The following is a 15,717-nucleotide window of genomic DNA, read 5'->3' as shown; positions in this document are numbered from 1 at the left end:
CATGACTAAAACCGTTATCTTGGCAAGTGGCAACCCTGGGAAATTACGGGAGTTTAATATTCTCTTGCAGCAGGTCGGCTTTAATGTGAAACCCCAGTCTGAGTTCGATGTTAGTAATGCCGAAGAAACTGGGCTTAGTTTTATTGAAAACGCAATTATTAAAGCGAGACACGCGTGCGCCAATACCGGCCATCCCGCAATAGCGGATGATTCAGGCATTGAAGTGGACGCCCTGCAGGGCGCCCCCGGCATTTATTCTGCTCGCTACAGTGGCGAAGGTGCAAATGATCAGACTAACAACCAAAAATTGTTAGATGCCTTAAAAGATGTTCCGGAAAAACAAAGAACTGCACGTTACCAATGCCTACTGGTGTTTATGCAACATGAAAATGACCCCACACCAATTATTGCGCAAGGCAGTTGGGAAGGGCGTATTCTTGAAAAACCTATGGGCGATGGCGGTTTCGGCTACGACCCAATATTCTGGGTACCCACACACAACTGTAGCAGCGCTCAGATGAGCAAAGAGGAAAAAAACCGCATAAGCCACAGAGCTATAGCAATGCAAAGCCTAATGCAGAAGATAAGAGGGTTGTAACAATTAAAACTGTAACCAAGGAAGAGTTAAGCATTGGCGCAAAGCCAATGCGAATTGCTCAAAAGACGTTATCAAAAAAGAATTTGGCAAAAGATTAAAAAGCCCAGCCAAATTGAAGAGCACCCCCGGTTACATCATCACTCGCCGCAATAGAAGCTTCTGTAACAAAGCGCCATATTTGATAACGGATACCAGCTGATAGAATATCTTCTCTTTCGCCAGCAAAGTCTTGACGATAACCAAAGCGTAAGTCGATAGCATCCCATGGACTAAATTCTATACCCAGAGCAGCTTCTTGAGTTTCAGGCTCTTCAGCAATGGGCTCATTTTTGATGGTGTCGATGTCCAAACCGATAGTTACATAATCGTTAACATAGGCCAACCCTAAGCGAGCTCTAGGATTTAACTCTACTTCCAAACCATTTTCGCTATCAAACGTTTTTGGCAAAACATCTCGCACAGAAAACCCTACGCGGTAATTCTCGAACAATTCAGCAGCAATTCCCAAATCAAAATTCATCGTCAAATGGGATTTACGGTTTTCAGAATAGGATGGGATATCGTCAACGAAATTAACATTCTCGCGATAAACTTCAACTTGCAAAATCTTAGGTGTTGCACCGAAAGCAATAGGCTGTCCCCAGACAGAAAACTCTTTTGAAAAAGCAATTCCCCACTCACCAATAGCCAAAGAAGCTACTTGAGCACTCGATGTTAAACTAGGACGTGGATCAACCAAACGCCCACCATTTACCACTCTCGTGCTTTCAAGACTTGCCAAAGTAGCACTGCCATCAGCAAGAGAAGCGGTTGCAGTAATGTATTCATCAATTAGAGCAAGGTCTTCTGGGCTGACATCCGCACGACCAAAAACTAGTCCGCGAACACCAAAATAAAAACTACCACCTTCTCGCTCAGCAGGCTCACTCACTGATAAGCCAACATAAGCTTCTAACTCAATGAGTTGTTGATTTAAAGATTCAATCGCCTGATCAAAATCATTAAGCGAAGTAAGTACTTCACCTGCTGCACTTTGCACGGTGCGCGCATTATCTGCGCTAGTACCTGTCTGACATGCAGGAGAGGTAATGTCAAAAACACAGTTATTAAACACGTTAACGGTGTTAGTGATACTTTCATCTAAGTCATCAGAAACGATGTCAACCGCAGCCTCACCAGAATCGGATACAAGAGCGACAGCACCAGGGAAAATAAAGCGACCATTGGTCGATTCGTCTTCATCCTCATTCTCAAAAGACAACAAAGCGGGGTTGTAAAAGTGTGCATGAGCAGGATTGCCCGCAGCGACCGTTGCTCCACCCATAGCAAGGGAACGTGCATCGAAAGTCCCATAGCTTACCGCGAAGGCCGGCGCTACCTGAGCACAGACTAAAATACCTACAATATTTCTAAGATTACTGACTATGGATTGACAACAGCGCATTATAATTTCCTATATATCCTTGACCACATACACATAAGAGCGCCATTCTATCAGGCCAGAGATCACAATAAAGTTGAATCACATTACATTTTCACATTATGTAAACCACCAAAACAATATATGAAGCATAGCTGCCAACTGCAATTACCACCATTATCCCTTTATGTACATATTCCTTGGTGTGTACGTAAATGTCCTTATTGTGACTTTAATTCACACGTTGCTAAAACAGAAATCCCAACCGACGACTATGTCAAAGCACTTGCTGATGACTTAAACAACGACAAAGAGATGGCTCAGGGCCGCCCAATTACATCTATTTTCTTTGGCGGCGGCACCCCTAGTTTATTACCAAACTCAGCAATTGCCAGCATCATTGATATGGTAGATAACACTATTGGTATTGATATTCAGGCAGAGATAACTCTCGAAGCAAACCCTGGAACCGTGGAATATCATGACTTTTCGGCACTTCGCAACACTGGCGTAAACCGCTTATCACTTGGGGTACAAAGTTTTAACTCCTCACATTTACAGCGCCTTGGGAGAATTCATAGCGCCCAAGAAGCAGAGTCTGCAATTAATCGTGCCGTCGCAGGAGGTTTTAGTAATTTCAATATCGACCTGATGCATGGTTTACCTCAGCAATCAGTGCCACAAGCAATATCGGATCTAAATCGAGCGATAAGCCTACAACCGACACATCTATCCTGGTACCAATTAACTATTGAACAAAACACAGAGTTTTATTCTAAGCCACCTGCTTTGCCACAAGAAGATTTATTACTCGACATTTTTCAGCAAGGTCAGCAAACACTTACCGACGCCGGATATAAGCAATATGAAGTATCCGCTTATGCCAAATCATCAAAGGCTTCCAGGCACAATATGAATTACTGGCAGTTTGGCGACTATATGGCGATAGGAGCGGGCGCTCATGGTAAAGTGTCAATGCCGCAAGAACAGCGAATTTTTCGTTATCGCAAAACCCGGCTACCGAAAGATTACTTGGCAAAAAACAAGCGTTATACAGCACACACTGAGAATATCGCGTCTGAAAACCTGACTTTAGAATTTATGATGAATGCCCTGCGACTGAATGACGGAATAGAGCTTTCAATCTACTCAGAGAGAACAGGCCTCAAAAAGGAGAACATTATGCCAAAACTTAAAAAGTTGACGGCAAAAGGATTGTTATTAGATGATCAACACAGGATTATACCTAGCTCTCTTGGGAGAAATTTTTTAAATACATTGTTAGAGAGCTTTATTTAGCTACAGGACCTATTGATCACTATATTTTATAAAACGCCATTATTCATTAATGGGAGGAATCTAGGTTTGACGAACACTAGTCTTACAAAGACTGTCACTAAAGTTGCCCTTATCATAGGGGTCATTACAATTTGTGTGAGTCTAATCCCCTGGCTAAAGATGACCCATGCTAGAACACAAGCAGACTTAGACAAGCGCATAGCAACGCTGGTGCGGGTAGAGGTTCCGTTAATCATACAGATTTTAGATAACGACATAAATAAACTCGACAAACACTTAGGCAAGTTTGTTAATTCTGAGAATTTGGCTCGCATTAAACTCACTTTGCGGTTTGACGATAAGAAAAAACAATACAACTATTTTACCAATGAAATTAAGAACTTTTTCTGGGGCGTATCAACCACCATTAAACATATAGATGACTATAGTACTGGAACCTTAGAATTAGAAATATATGCACAAGAAAGTTTTTTCTCGGCAGAAACATTTAAACACCTCGCTACATATTTAATATTAGAAACTCTAACAATAGGTTTATCAATATTAGGTTTGCTACTTTTCTTAAGAAAATTTATTTTCCAACGAGTCAGTCAAGTTAACAAACAACTCGATGTGCTTAACAACGTCGATACTATATCTGCAAATAGCTTTCCCGAACCATTATCGCTCTCCTATGACAGAATAACGAGTTTAGATAACGATGAATTAGATAAAATAATTGAGGTTATTGAAAACTTACATCGTGATTATATTCAGTGCCTAGAGCAAAAGCGTGCAATTGAGTTTGTATTACTAGAAGAGAAGCAACAAAAACTAGAGACACGGCGACTAATTGCAGAAGCAAAAGCAGCCAACAAGGCTAAAAGTGAATTTATTGCGACTATGAGCCATGAAATTAGAACGCCATTAAATGGCGTTGTCGGCATGGTTGAGATGTTGCGCGATACACCACTTAACAATAATCAGAAACATTATTTAGATGTTTTATATCGTTCAGGAGATTCACTTTTAGAGATAATCAATGATATTTTGGATTACTCCAAAATTGAATCTGGACGAATGCTGTTAGAAAAAATTCACTTCGATTTAGAAAAGCTTATAGAAGATTGTTGCAAGCTGTTTAGCCCTATAGCAAACAAAAGAAATATCGAACTGGTCAGTAATATTTCACCAGACACACCGACCTTACTTATTGGCGACCCAACACGACTTCGCCAAGTTATTGTAAACCTTGTAGGCAACGCATTTAAATTTACCAAAAAAGGCTTTGTTTCCTTAAATATTAGTGCTCAAGGAAATGCTGATAAGAACAGTGTTAAATTGCTCTTCTCAATTAGCGACAGCGGTATCGGCATATCACTTAAAGAACAAAACAATCTTTTCGAAGCATTCCAGCAAGCAGACAGTTCAACCACACGAAGATTTGGCGGTAGCGGCCTGGGCCTTGCAATATGTAAGCAATTAGCAGAGCTAATGGACGGTGAAATTGGTATTGAAAGTGAGCAGGGAAGTGGTTCAACCTTTTGGTTTACATCCCGCTTTACTATAGATGTTGTCGAGGTAGAAAAAAACCCTATAAGCTGTAGCTTAGCCTTGTCTGGAAAGAAATTACTAGCAATAAATTTATCGGATATTATGCTTCACGGACTACGCCAACACGCGCCTAGTTGGAATTTAGCATTTACAAGTATTGAAGAATTACCAAATAGCCCTGATAGTTTAGTAAAGGGAAATCATGCTCTTTATGATTTTGTGTTAATTGACCATAATCCACAAAATTCAGATGGCTTTGATATCGCAAAACGTATTCAGAGTATTAACGCATACTATTCAATCCCCATAATGTTAATAACAAGCCAACAGGCTTCATCTTTCTCCCAATCACAGCTTTACTCTGTATCGTCAATCATACCCCGGCCTATCGCCATTCAAAATTTAAAGCACACTTTGATATCTCAGGGGTACGGTACGCAGTTGAACCCACTTATGTCTCAGATTTCTGAGAAACCAAATCATTCCGCTCTAAGTGTGCTCGTAGCAGAAGATAATGCAGTTAATCGAATGGTAATTGAAGGACTACTTGGGAAATTTGAAATAAAGCCAGACTTTGCAGAAAACGGCCATGAAGCAGTAAAAATATTTTTATCGAATGAAAAATCCTACGATTTAATTTTGATGGATTGCGAAATGCCTGAGATGGACGGTTTTGATGCAACCATAAAAATTCGCGAAGAAGAAAAGAACCAAGCCATAGCAGCAACACCGATAATAGCGCTTACGGCACATGTGGAAGCTTCACACCGACAAAGGGTTTTCGAATGCGGTATGAATCATTTTTTAAGTAAACCTGTAACCCTTGATAAATTGAATGAAGCATTGGCATCAGTAGGATTAGGAAATAAAGATACAAGCGTTTTTTAACGCTAGTCAGCCTGAGACCAAAAGTAGATTAGTCACTACCTTACAACTAGTGACTAATCTCTTAAGGACTTAACGTCTGCGAAAAGCGTGGTATTTTTCTACCCAATTTAACAAAGTTTGTGGTGCATTAGCTCGTTTCCAATTACCTGCCGCGTATTTATTCGCTTCGCTCCAAGTAGGGTAACTGTGAATGGTTCCCAGAATACTATTGAGTCCTTTTTTATTTTTCATCGCAGCTACAAACTCGGTAATAATTTCACCACTATGGGAGCCCACAATTGTTGCACCTAAGATCCGATCCTTGCCTTTTTGCATCAATACTTTAACCATGCCTTTGTTTTCACCATCAGCTATTGCACGATCTAGTTCATCAAGGTCGTATTTTACAACATCATAATCCACCCCAGCACTTATCAAGTCATTTTCGGCTGCCCCGACGTGAGCCACTTCAGGATCAGTGAAAATTACCCAAGGAATCGTACTGTAGTCTGTCTTAAACTTCTTAAAGCCACCAAATAATGCATTCACACTTGCATACCACGCTTGATGACTTGCCGTATGAGTAAACTGATAAGGACCTGCCACATCACCACACGCTAAAATACCTTCCACACTGGTACGCATATACTCATCGACTTTTACTGTGCCATTAGGGTTGAGCTCAACACCTAGCTCTTGCAAACCAAAACCTTGAGTATTGGGTTTTCGACCCACCGCGATTAATACTTTATCAAACTCTATAGTTTCTTCTTGTCCATCTTTCTCAACAATAGCTTGGCCTTCTGAGAAGCGTTTTAAACCCGCACCTAATTTAAGTTGAATATTTTCTTCAACAAATGCGTTTTGAACATAGCTAGACACATCATTGTCAGCTCTCGGCAACAATTTATCGGCCATATCTACAACGGTGACATTGGCTCCTAAGCGCGAAAATGCTTGCGCCAATTCGCAACCGATAGGCCCACCACCAACCACTAGCAAACGCTTTGGCAGTTCTTTTAGTTGCCATAAATTATCGGAAGTTAAATAATCTATAGTGTCTAAACCAGGAATAGGAGGGACAGCAGGCCCTGCACCAGTAGCAACAATAATATGACGAGTAGTCAGCTCCCGATCACCTACTACAACTTTGTTTGGCGAAAGAATTTTGGCTTCCCCCTGAATACAATTTACACCAAGGCTAGTGTAACGTTCGACAGAATCATGTGGCTCAATTTCTTTGATAACTTCATGCACTCTCGCCATCACTGCGGCGAAATCTACTTGGACATTATCGACATGAACACCATAGCGATTAGCATGTTTCGCTTGGTGGCACGCTTTGGCCGCACGAATCAGTGCTTTACTTGGAACGCACCCAGTATTGAGGCAATCACCACCCATGTGGGCTTTTTCAATAAGGAAGACTTTTGCTTTCACTGCCGCAGCAATATAGGCACTGACCAAACCGCCACTACCAGCACCAATCACAACGAGATTAGCATCGTATTTATTCGAGTTTTTAGGCATCTGATGACTGATTAAATATTTTAGTTTTGTTCATAATTAGCTTAACTACAAATGGGAATGCAATTAGAGCCGCGAAGGATAAAATAATTTCTGGCTGAAATATTTCAAAAAAAGAAATGTTTTCAACCCTACCTAAACTAGCACCGGCATTTACGTATATCATCGTAGCTGGCAACATTCCCAGTTGACTGACGAGATAAAATGTTGGGGCCTTGATTTTAGTTAAGCCAAAAACAAGATTAATAACGAAAAAAGGAATAGGGGGAATAAGTCGCATTGAGAATAAATAAAGCGCTCCATCTTTTTCTACACCTTTATTTACTTTCTCCAGAGCACTTGCAAAACGCTTTTGTACCCACTCCTGTAAAAGAGACCTGGAGATAAGCATCCCAATAGTGGCACCTAGAGAACTGGCAAAAGATACAATAAGTACTCCGTACCAAAGGCCAAACACGGCACCGGCAACAAGAGATAAAGGCCCAGCTCCGGGCAAACTTAAACTAGCCACAATAAAATACAAAAAGGCAAACGCTAAACCAGCTTGCAAAGGTTCTTCGGCTACCCACGCGGTTAAGCTATCGAGCGCCAAGTATTGCTTTAGGTCGAAGCCTATAAATATGGAAACCACAACAGCGATTCCCATAATTAATAATAATCGTTTTTTCATTACTATTCCTGTTATCTATCCACAACATGATAGCTGCTGTGATATGCATACATATACCATTCTATGTTTGATCAGTTCCCTAGGACGTCACTTTTTTATCTCAGAACTTTCACCCCGTGCCATTCACCTTATACTAGTTATAACTGTAGTTACTTTTAGTAATTAGGCCTCATCCTCTGGCTACATTTGTTAATTGCCTTACATAAAAACTTGGGTTGATGAAGTGAGATTCGTCCGGATTTACCTATGAGCAAACACAGCTTGCAATAGCAGTATGAACACTAGCCAATCAAATAGTTTTGCTGAAAAAAACATCAGCAGGCCATAGCTTTCAGTTAAAAGGAAGAGTCCCAATGAAATCTGCAATATTGAAGTAATACCTGTCATAAACTACAAGGTATAATCGATCCTAGAAAGCCTCAACATGTTGAAGAAGCGGAAACCCTGGTAATGACAGAGATAGAAACCCCTAATGAGCAAACCGTAGAACCTGTTAAAGAGCCAATCGCGCTGGACAATCCGGCGTACTATATAAATCGAGAAGTAAGCAACCTAGCATTTAACCAGCGGGTTCTCGCCCAAGCAACAGCTGCAGAGCATCCTCTTCTGGAACGTCTCAAATTTCTTTTAATTTTTAGCTCAAATCTCGACGAGTTTTTCGAGATACGGGTCGCCGGCCTCATGCAAAGTATTAAATATGAGCGCGAGAGCATCGGCCCTGATGGTCAACATCCAAGAGAGGTTTTGCGAGAAATAAGCGAGCAGTGCCATAAAGTAGTAGATTCCCAGTACCAGATTTTGAATGACATTTTGATTCCTGAGCTTGCCCGCGAAAATATCTACTTTCTGAGGCGCAGAGACTGGACCGCTGAACAGTACGAATGGATAGAAGAGTACATCAACTGTAACGTGTTACCGATCATCAGCCCAATCGGCATCGACCCCGCTCATCCTTTTCCTCGCTTAGTAAACAAAAGTCTAAATTTTATTATCGAACTTGAAGGTAATGACGCCTTTGGCCGCGACCTTAACTACGCAGTAGTGCCAGCGCCTCGCTCTTTACCAAGGCTGATTGAGTTACCGCCTGAGTTGGGAGGTGAGGGCCACAATATTGTCTTCTTATCTTCAATGATTCATGCCCATGCAGATCGGCTGTTCCCTGGCATGAAAATTCGCGGTTGCTACCAGTTTCGGATTACACGTAATGCCGACCTGGATGTTGATGTGGAAGGTATCGCGGATCTTGCTCGTGCTTTACGCGGCGAGTTACATTCTCGTCGTTTCGGCACTGCGGTACGCCTCGAAGTGGCCGATAACTGTCCGAAAGAAACGACCGACTTTTTGCTCAAAGAGGTGGGCCTTACTGAGCAAGAACTATATCGGGTAAATGGCCCTGTGAACATCAAACGCTTGTTCAGTCTACTTTCCATGGTGAATAAGCCGGAGCTTCTATACCCCCCGTTTACCCCTAAAATGCCTAAGGGATTAAGCCGCAAAGATAATATTTTTGATGCTGTATCCCGCAAAGATTATTTACTACTTCACCCTTTTGAATCGTTTACTCCTGTTATTCAGCTGTTAAGACAAGCCGCTAACGATCCCAATGTAGTAGCGATTAAGCAAACGCTTTATCGCTCCGGGGGTACCAATTCCTCAATCGTCGATGCGCTTGTTGACGCTGCACGTAATGGCAAGGAAGTTACTGTTGTTGTGGAACTCAGAGCACGCTTTGACGAAGAGGAAAATCTTGAGCTCGCCAGCCGCTTACAGGAAGCAGGTGTAGTTGTAGTCTATGGCGTCGTAGGCTATAAAACACATGCCAAAATGATATTGATCGTGCGCAGGGAGGGAGATAATCTCAAGCGCTATGTACACTTGGGAACAGGTAATTACCATAGTGGTAATGCACGTTTGTATACCGATTACTCATATTTAACTGCCGACGAAGTTATGGGTGAAGACGTGCACAGAGTCTTCCAGCAGCTCACAGGTATGGGTAAAACCGAGCGAATGGATAAGGTTTTGCATGCTCCATTTACGCTTAAAAGACAGTTACTGAAGCTTATTGATGGAGAAATTAAGGCTACGGCTGAAGGCCAACAAGGAAGAATTATTTTAAAATGTAATGGTTTAACTGAACCAAAAGTTATCCAAGCCCTCTATAAAGCTTCTCAAGCAGGTGTTCAAATAGACTTATTGATTCGAGGGATGTGTTGCTTACGCCCCGGAATAGAGGGTGTCTCAGAGAATATACGTGTATTCTCGACAATAGGACGTTTTTTAGAGCACACCCGTGTGTATTATTTTGAGAATGCCCGAGAAAAAATTTATTGCGCCAGTGCCGACTTAATGGAACGTAATCTTACACGTCGTGTAGAGACTGCTTTTCCGATCACTTCGGCAGAGCTAGTGCAACGAGTACATAATGAGCTGCTACTCTATATAGAGGACTCAAGGCAGCGATGGTGTTTGGATAAAAATGGTATTTATACCCAGGTAGAACAGGGTATTTCGGCGCCAACACAGTCTCAGTTACTCGCACAACTTTCAAGTTAGCGGCTACATGAGCTCTGTCGAGTGCTACCATTTATCACAAAATACTCAATAAGCATTGAAACATAAAAATCAGGCCTTATATTCTAGTTAGATATTTGGCCGCTTATGATCAGAGTCTCGACGCAATGCTTATTAAGATATTGTCACAGACTCTGAGTGTCCTTATTATTGGCCACATTGACATTTATTAGGTTCGGAGAAAAATTATGAGTGATGCGATCGTACACGTCAGCGATGCCAGCTTTGATGAAGATGTATTAGGTAGCGAAGGCCCCGTATTAGTGGACTTTTGGGCAGCTTGGTGTGGTCCTTGCAAAATGATCGCACCAGTGCTGAATGAACTGGCTAAGGAATATGAAGGCAAGATTAAGATTTGCAAAATGGATGTGGATGCGCACAAAGAAACACCAGCTAAGTTCAATATTCGCGGTATTCCAACCCTTATGATATTTAAAGGTGGCAACGCTGAAGGAACGAAAGTAGGTGCCTTGTCAAAAGCTCAACTTAAAGATTTCATAGACGCTAGTTTGTAAATTAATGTCCATCAATGGATCATAATTCTGAATCTATATCAAGAATGTGATCCTTGATACTTTGCACTAACATAAATTTGTGGCTATACTACATATATCTAGCGGTCGAGCACTTCCGTTTTACCTTCCTTTATTGTCTTTATATACCCCGACTTAAAACAAATTGGTATTCGGAACGTTTGAAGCGTATACAGTCAACAGCTAAAACAATAAATAGCTTTCCTTTGCGCCTTTTTTAATTTTTCGATCGAACAGTTTTGCATAATAAAATTCAAACCCCCAACAATTAACTTTTACCAAGCGTTCGCGTAAGAACTGCCGACATCCACGGAAACCTCAATTCGTATGAATCTCACCGACCTCAAAACAAAACCCATTGAAGAGCTTATCCAAATCGCAAAAGAAATGGGGATGGAAAACCTGGCGCGTTCTCGCAAACAGGATGTAATTTTTAACATCTTGAAAAAACATGCACGCAGCGGTGAAGACATATACGGCGATGGGGTATTGGAAATATTACAAGACGGTTTTGGTTTCCTGAGGTCTGCCGACTCGTCCTATCTTGCAGGCCCAGACGATATCTATGTATCACCTAGCCAAATCAGGCGATTCAACCTTCGCACTGGTGATAGCATTGCGGGGAAAATAAGACCACCTAAAGAAGGTGAACGTTACTTCGCGATGCTTAAGGTAAGCGAAATTAATTTCGACAAGCCTGAAAGCTCTCGTAACAAAATTCTCTTTGAAAACCTTACACCCCTATTCCCCAATGAGCGCATTGTTCTCGAATCAGGCAATGGCTCCTCAGAAGATCTTACCGGTCGTATCATCGATCTCACATCACCTATCGGTAAAGGCCAGCGTGGTCTTATTGTTGCACCACCGAAGGCAGGTAAGACAATAATGATGCAAAACATTGCACAGGCAATTACACGTAATAATCCAGAGTGCCACTTAATTGTTTTACTTATTGATGAGCGTCCTGAAGAAGTAACAGAAATGCAACGTTCCGTGCGTGGAGAGGTTGTTGCTTCAACATTCGATGAACCACCGTCGCGTCATGTTCAAGTAGCAGAGATGGTTATTGAACGAGCAAAAAGACTATCAGAGCATAAAAAAGATGTAGTTATTTTGCTCGACTCGATTACTCGTCTAGCACGCGCTTACAACACTGTTGTTCCTTCATCAGGCAAGGTATTAACCGGTGGTGTTGATGCCCACGCACTGGAAAGACCCAAAAGATTTTTTGGAGCAGCGCGAAATATTGAAGAAGGTGGAAGCCTTTCAATTATAGCAACTGCACTTATTGATACCGGCTCTAAGATGGACGAAGTTATTTACGAAGAGTTTAAGGGAACTGGTAATATGGAATTACACCTGGATAGAAAGATTGCGGAAAAACGTGTTTATCCAGCAATCAATATTCGACGTTCAGGTACCCGTCGCGAAGATTTGTTAATGAAAGAAGACGAATTACAACGTATTTGGATCTTACGCAAGTTATTACATGATATGGAAGATACTGCGGCGACAGAATTTTTATTAGACAGGCTTAAAGACTTCAAAACCAACATTGAGTTTTTCCTATCAATGAAATCTAAATAGTCATGCTCAATGCAATTTAAAGATCTGAGAGATTTTATTGCTCTTTTGGAAAAAAAAGGGCAATTGAAACGCATAAGTCACGCGGTTAATTGCCATCTTGAAATTACCGAAATATCTGACCGCACTTTAAGAGCAAAAGGGCCAGCACTCCTTTTTGAAAATGTAGTGGGTCACGATATTCCTGTACTTGCTAACCTTTTTGGCACACCAGAGCGTGTGGCTCTGGGAATGGGGCAAGAGAGTACAGAAGCGCTGCGTGAAGTGGGCGAACTGCTCGCTTTTTTAAAAGAACCTGAACCACCAAAAGGACTGAAAGACGCTTGGAACAAAATGCCCATATTCAAGCGCGTCCTTACCATGTCACCAAAAGAAGTTAAGAACGCCCCTTGTCAGGAGGTTATTCTTGAACAAGAGGCGGTAGATCTCAATAGCATTCCTATACAAACATGCTGGCCTGGCGATGCTGGGCCATTAGTCACATGGCCTCTAGTCGTAACTAGAGGCCCCAGTAAAGAAAGGCAAAATCTGGGTATTTACCGCATGCAGGTTATTGCCAAAAATAAACTGATTATGCGCTGGCTAAGTCATCGCGGCGGCGCGCTAGACTTCAAAGAATGGCAACAACATTATCCTGGTGAGAAATTTCCAGTATCAATAGCACTTGGGGCGGATCCCGCGACAATATTAGGTGCTGTTACTCCTGTACCTGATACATTGAGTGAGTATGCATTTGCAGGTTTATTGCGTAACAGTAAAACAGAAGTGACAAAAAGCATAGGGAATTCTTTGCAAGTCCCAGCAACTGCAGAATTTATTCTAGAAGGCACAATTGATCCCTCTGAAATGGCTAACGAAGGCCCATTTGGTGACCATACTGGGTATTACAATGAGGTTGAGTCTTTCCCTGTTTTCACAATAGAAAGAATTACCCATAGGAAAAAGCCTGTTTATCATAGCACTTATACTGGCAGGCCTCCGGATGAACCAGCAATCTTAGGGCTTGCTCTTAATGAAGTATTCGTCCCATTATTGAGAAAACAGTACCCAGAAATTGTAGATTTTTATCTGCCTCCAGAAGGTTGTTCGTATCGTCTGGCAGTAGTAACAATAAAAAAACAATACCCGGGACATGCTAAGCGCGTGATGATGGGCGTGTGGTCTTTTCTACGACAGTTTATGTATACTAAATTTGTTATTGTCACTGACGATGATGTTAATGCCCGGGATTGGGAAGATGTTATTTGGGCTTTAACAACACGAGTAGACCCCACAAGAGATACAACAATGATAGATCATACACCCATTGACTATCTAGACTTCGCATCTCCTGTGTCAGGCTTAGGATCAAAGATGGGAATTGATGCTACTAATAAATGGCCAGGTGAAACAAACCGCGAATGGGGCGAACCAATCCGCATGACGCAAGAAGTAAAAGATAAAGTTGATCAGATCTGGGACAAGCTCAATATTTGCTAAAGCCTGTTAGCATAAACGTTACAGGCTCTAGTGTATGTGTTTTCCAGCCTTAATAGACACCTTCCTTGGTTGTGTAGCAGCTCCATAACTTGAAGTACTATTTAGACACAATTTCAAGTACCACCCTTTGACCAGGTTGAACATTATTTGCATCAAGCTTACCGGATCTATTTGTTTTTTCAGGTTCATATTTGTAAGTTTTTAACGCACCCGTTTCACTCTCAATAAAAGTAACTTTTTTAGCATCTTTGTCTAATTGCTGAATAGTGGCACTGACATATTTTTTCTTTTTCTTCTTAATTGATTTTTTATAGATAACAGAATCACCAACATTTAATTTAGTCATATCGCGATATTTACGCTTGTTGATTCTCACAGATGTAGAGTTTTTAAAATCGAAAACATGCATCTTTCCCGTTGCATTTTCGCGAATAGTGTATTGCATGTTTTCTACATCAAGTTTCGAAATTTGACCTTCAACTCGAGAGACTGCAAAGCTGTGAACAGGTATGAGTAAAAACACAAGTGTTGCGATGAGTAACGCTTTCATAGGAAACCTCTACTGAATAATTAAGTGTGTGTTGAATATACTGGACACATTGCAATCCAAGGGCCAAGTGTTACCCTTTGTTACATCAAACAGATAGGGATTCTCTTTTTTTGGGAAATTATCCCACATTTATGGATATTTAGGTGACAAAAACAATTAAAAGGTTATGTACACAGCTATTTTAAGAAAAATAAAGACTGTTACGTGACGGTAACACAATATTTATAGAGAGAAAATTTCACGTGGAAATCAACTATAAACGTTCACTTTTAGATCAACCCAGTAATTTATGCACAAGAATAAGGCAAATTTACTCTATCTAAAGTGCTCCATTTAGTGATTATTGATAAGCCATAAGTTATTTCTACCCCGTGTCACTAAAAGTAATTTTGTAGAAAGAAGCATAATCAAATGACAATTAGGATTGTGACAAGATCACTTAACGTAAAAATCAATATTCTTCTGTGAGTGGTTTAAAAAAAATTTAGAAATATGCAGAAAAATGCGCCGCTGTTATATGTTTGATGATTTGAATCAATACACATCGTAGTAAAAATAGCCAAACTAATCGGGTATCTTAAATTTTATTATTGAGTAGGGCTGTTCTCATGTCTGAGTATTTAAAGTGGACAAGCGATCTAAATACAAATATCCATATTATTGATCAACAACATAGAAAAATTGCCGATTACATTAATTTACTACAGACTGTGCAGATCACAAAAGATAGAGATCAAACCGGTAAAGTAATCGCAGATTTAATTGAGTATACAATCTCCCATTTTTCTTATGAAGAAGCATTGATGGAAGAAGCTGGGTATCCTTTTCTTGCCCCCCACAAAAAAGTGCATCAATTATTTATCGATAAAATAAATAAATATGTTGCCAGATTCGAGGCCGGTGAAGATATTACAGAAGAATTACTTGCTATGCTTAAAAACTGGCTTATTAACCATATCAAGAATGAAGACGGCGACTACGCGGATTTAGTCTTTTCAGTACAGGATAAATTGCATCACGCTGCACGAGGCGGTTTAATTACTAGAATGATGCGCGTATTGTTTTAAAGGCTGGTTAAATACC

Annotated in this window: 12 protein-coding genes; 8 read left to right on the top strand and 4 right to left on the bottom strand. The window is 40.9% G+C overall.

From position 1 onward, the window contains the following. The first annotated feature begins 1 nt into the window (after position 1). Positions 2-598, top strand: a complete 597-nt coding sequence (rdgB, locus tag BVC89_RS01685; protein WP_086929569.1) for an RdgB/HAM1 family non-canonical purine NTP pyrophosphatase — start codon at positions 2-4, stop codon at positions 596-598. 94 nt (positions 599-692) lie between these two features. Here rdgB and traF read toward each other — a convergent pair whose 3' ends face one another. Then, positions 693-2,042, bottom strand: coding sequence for a conjugal transfer protein TraF (gene traF, locus BVC89_RS01680; protein ID WP_086929568.1), 1,350 nt, complete (start codon positions 2,040-2,042; stop codon positions 693-695). Positions 2,043-2,162: 120 nt separating this feature from the next. Between traF and hemW the strand changes: the two genes are divergently transcribed. Further along, the gene (gene hemW, locus BVC89_RS01675; protein WP_086929567.1) at positions 2,163-3,317 is read left to right on the top strand and encodes a radical SAM family heme chaperone HemW; all 1,155 of its coding nucleotides are present in this window, start codon (positions 2,163-2,165) and stop codon (positions 3,315-3,317) included. Positions 3,318-3,383: 66 nt separating this feature from the next. Next, positions 3,384-5,738, top strand: a complete 2,355-nt coding sequence (locus BVC89_RS01670; protein WP_158657741.1) for a response regulator — start codon at positions 3,384-3,386, stop codon at positions 5,736-5,738. Between the two features lie 69 nt (positions 5,739-5,807). Here BVC89_RS01670 and lpdA read toward each other — a convergent pair whose 3' ends face one another. Together lpdA and BVC89_RS30250 are read right to left on the bottom strand one after the other, a co-directional pair. After that, positions 5,808-7,247, bottom strand: a complete 1,440-nt coding sequence (gene lpdA / locus BVC89_RS01665; RefSeq protein ID WP_245929286.1) for a dihydrolipoyl dehydrogenase — start codon at positions 7,245-7,247, stop codon at positions 5,808-5,810. Then, a complete protein-coding gene (locus BVC89_RS30250) occupies positions 7,240-7,914 on the bottom strand; it encodes a TVP38/TMEM64 family protein (RefSeq protein WP_245929284.1) in 675 nt (224 codons plus the stop codon). The genes lpdA and BVC89_RS30250 overlap by 8 nt, the downstream gene beginning before the upstream one ends. 450 nt (positions 7,915-8,364) lie before the next feature. Here BVC89_RS30250 and ppk1 point away from each other — a divergent pair, with 450 nt between their 5' ends. The 4 genes from ppk1 to ubiD all read left to right on the top strand — a co-directional run bounded on the left by ppk1 (position 8,365) and on the right by ubiD (position 14,084). Further along, positions 8,365-10,470: a polyphosphate kinase 1 gene (gene ppk1, locus BVC89_RS01660; RefSeq protein WP_086929565.1), complete on the top strand. Its 2,106-nt coding sequence runs from the start codon at positions 8,365-8,367 to the stop codon at positions 10,468-10,470. Between the two features lie 206 nt (positions 10,471-10,676). Further along, positions 10,677-11,003, top strand: coding sequence for a thioredoxin TrxA (trxA, locus tag BVC89_RS01655; RefSeq protein ID WP_086929564.1), 327 nt, complete (start codon positions 10,677-10,679; stop codon positions 11,001-11,003). Positions 11,004-11,348: 345 nt separating this feature from the next. Beyond that, positions 11,349-12,608, top strand: a complete 1,260-nt coding sequence (gene rho / locus BVC89_RS01650) for a transcription termination factor Rho (RefSeq protein ID WP_086929563.1) — start codon at positions 11,349-11,351, stop codon at positions 12,606-12,608. Between the two features lie 9 nt (positions 12,609-12,617). Next, complete coding sequence (ubiD, locus tag BVC89_RS01645; protein WP_086929562.1) at positions 12,618-14,084, top strand: 4-hydroxy-3-polyprenylbenzoate decarboxylase; 1,467 nt, start codon at positions 12,618-12,620, stop codon at positions 14,082-14,084. Between the two features lie 97 nt (positions 14,085-14,181). On the opposite strand, the gene BVC89_RS01640 is transcribed toward ubiD, so the two are convergent. Further along, positions 14,182-14,634, bottom strand: coding sequence for a hypothetical protein (locus BVC89_RS01640; protein WP_086929561.1), 453 nt, complete (start codon positions 14,632-14,634; stop codon positions 14,182-14,184). 608 nt (positions 14,635-15,242) lie between these two features. Here BVC89_RS01640 and BVC89_RS01635 point away from each other — a divergent pair. Then, on the top strand, positions 15,243-15,701 hold the full coding sequence (locus BVC89_RS01635) for a bacteriohemerythrin (RefSeq protein ID WP_086929560.1): 459 nt from the start codon (positions 15,243-15,245) through the stop codon (positions 15,699-15,701). The last annotated feature ends 16 nt before the right edge of the window (positions 15,702-15,717 follow it).

This window comes from Agarilytica rhodophyticola, from assembly GCF_002157225.2.
Lineage (GTDB): Bacteria > Pseudomonadota > Gammaproteobacteria > Pseudomonadales > Cellvibrionaceae > Agarilytica > Agarilytica rhodophyticola.
The sequence above is the reverse complement of the archived record's forward strand: the minus strand, read 5'-3'. Positions and strand labels throughout refer to the sequence as shown.

Excerpts from the sequence above, each read along its gene's own strand:
- trxA (WP_086929564.1), top strand. The coding sequence starts at position 10,677 with ATGAGTGATGCGATCGTACACGTCAGCGATGCCAGCTTTGATGAAGAT.
- traF (WP_086929568.1), bottom strand. The coding sequence starts at position 2,042 with ATGCGCTGTTGTCAATCCATAGTCAGTAATCTTAGAAATATTGTAGGT.
- lpdA (WP_245929286.1), bottom strand. The coding sequence starts at position 7,247 with ATGCCTAAAAACTCGAATAAATACGATGCTAATCTCGTTGTGATTGGT.
- BVC89_RS30250 (WP_245929284.1), bottom strand. The coding sequence starts at position 7,914 with ATGAAAAAACGATTATTATTAATTATGGGAATCGCTGTTGTGGTTTCC.
- rdgB (WP_086929569.1), top strand. The coding sequence starts at position 2 with ATGACTAAAACCGTTATCTTGGCAAGTGGCAACCCTGGGAAATTACGG.
- ppk1 (WP_086929565.1), top strand. The coding sequence starts at position 8,365 with ATGACAGAGATAGAAACCCCTAATGAGCAAACCGTAGAACCTGTTAAA.
- BVC89_RS01640 (WP_086929561.1), bottom strand. The coding sequence starts at position 14,634 with ATGAAAGCGTTACTCATCGCAACACTTGTGTTTTTACTCATACCTGTT.
- rho (WP_086929563.1), top strand. The coding sequence starts at position 11,349 with ATGAATCTCACCGACCTCAAAACAAAACCCATTGAAGAGCTTATCCAA.
- BVC89_RS01635 (WP_086929560.1), top strand. The coding sequence starts at position 15,243 with ATGTCTGAGTATTTAAAGTGGACAAGCGATCTAAATACAAATATCCAT.
- ubiD (WP_086929562.1), top strand. The coding sequence starts at position 12,618 with ATGCAATTTAAAGATCTGAGAGATTTTATTGCTCTTTTGGAAAAAAAA.
- hemW (WP_086929567.1), top strand. The coding sequence starts at position 2,163 with ATGAAGCATAGCTGCCAACTGCAATTACCACCATTATCCCTTTATGTA.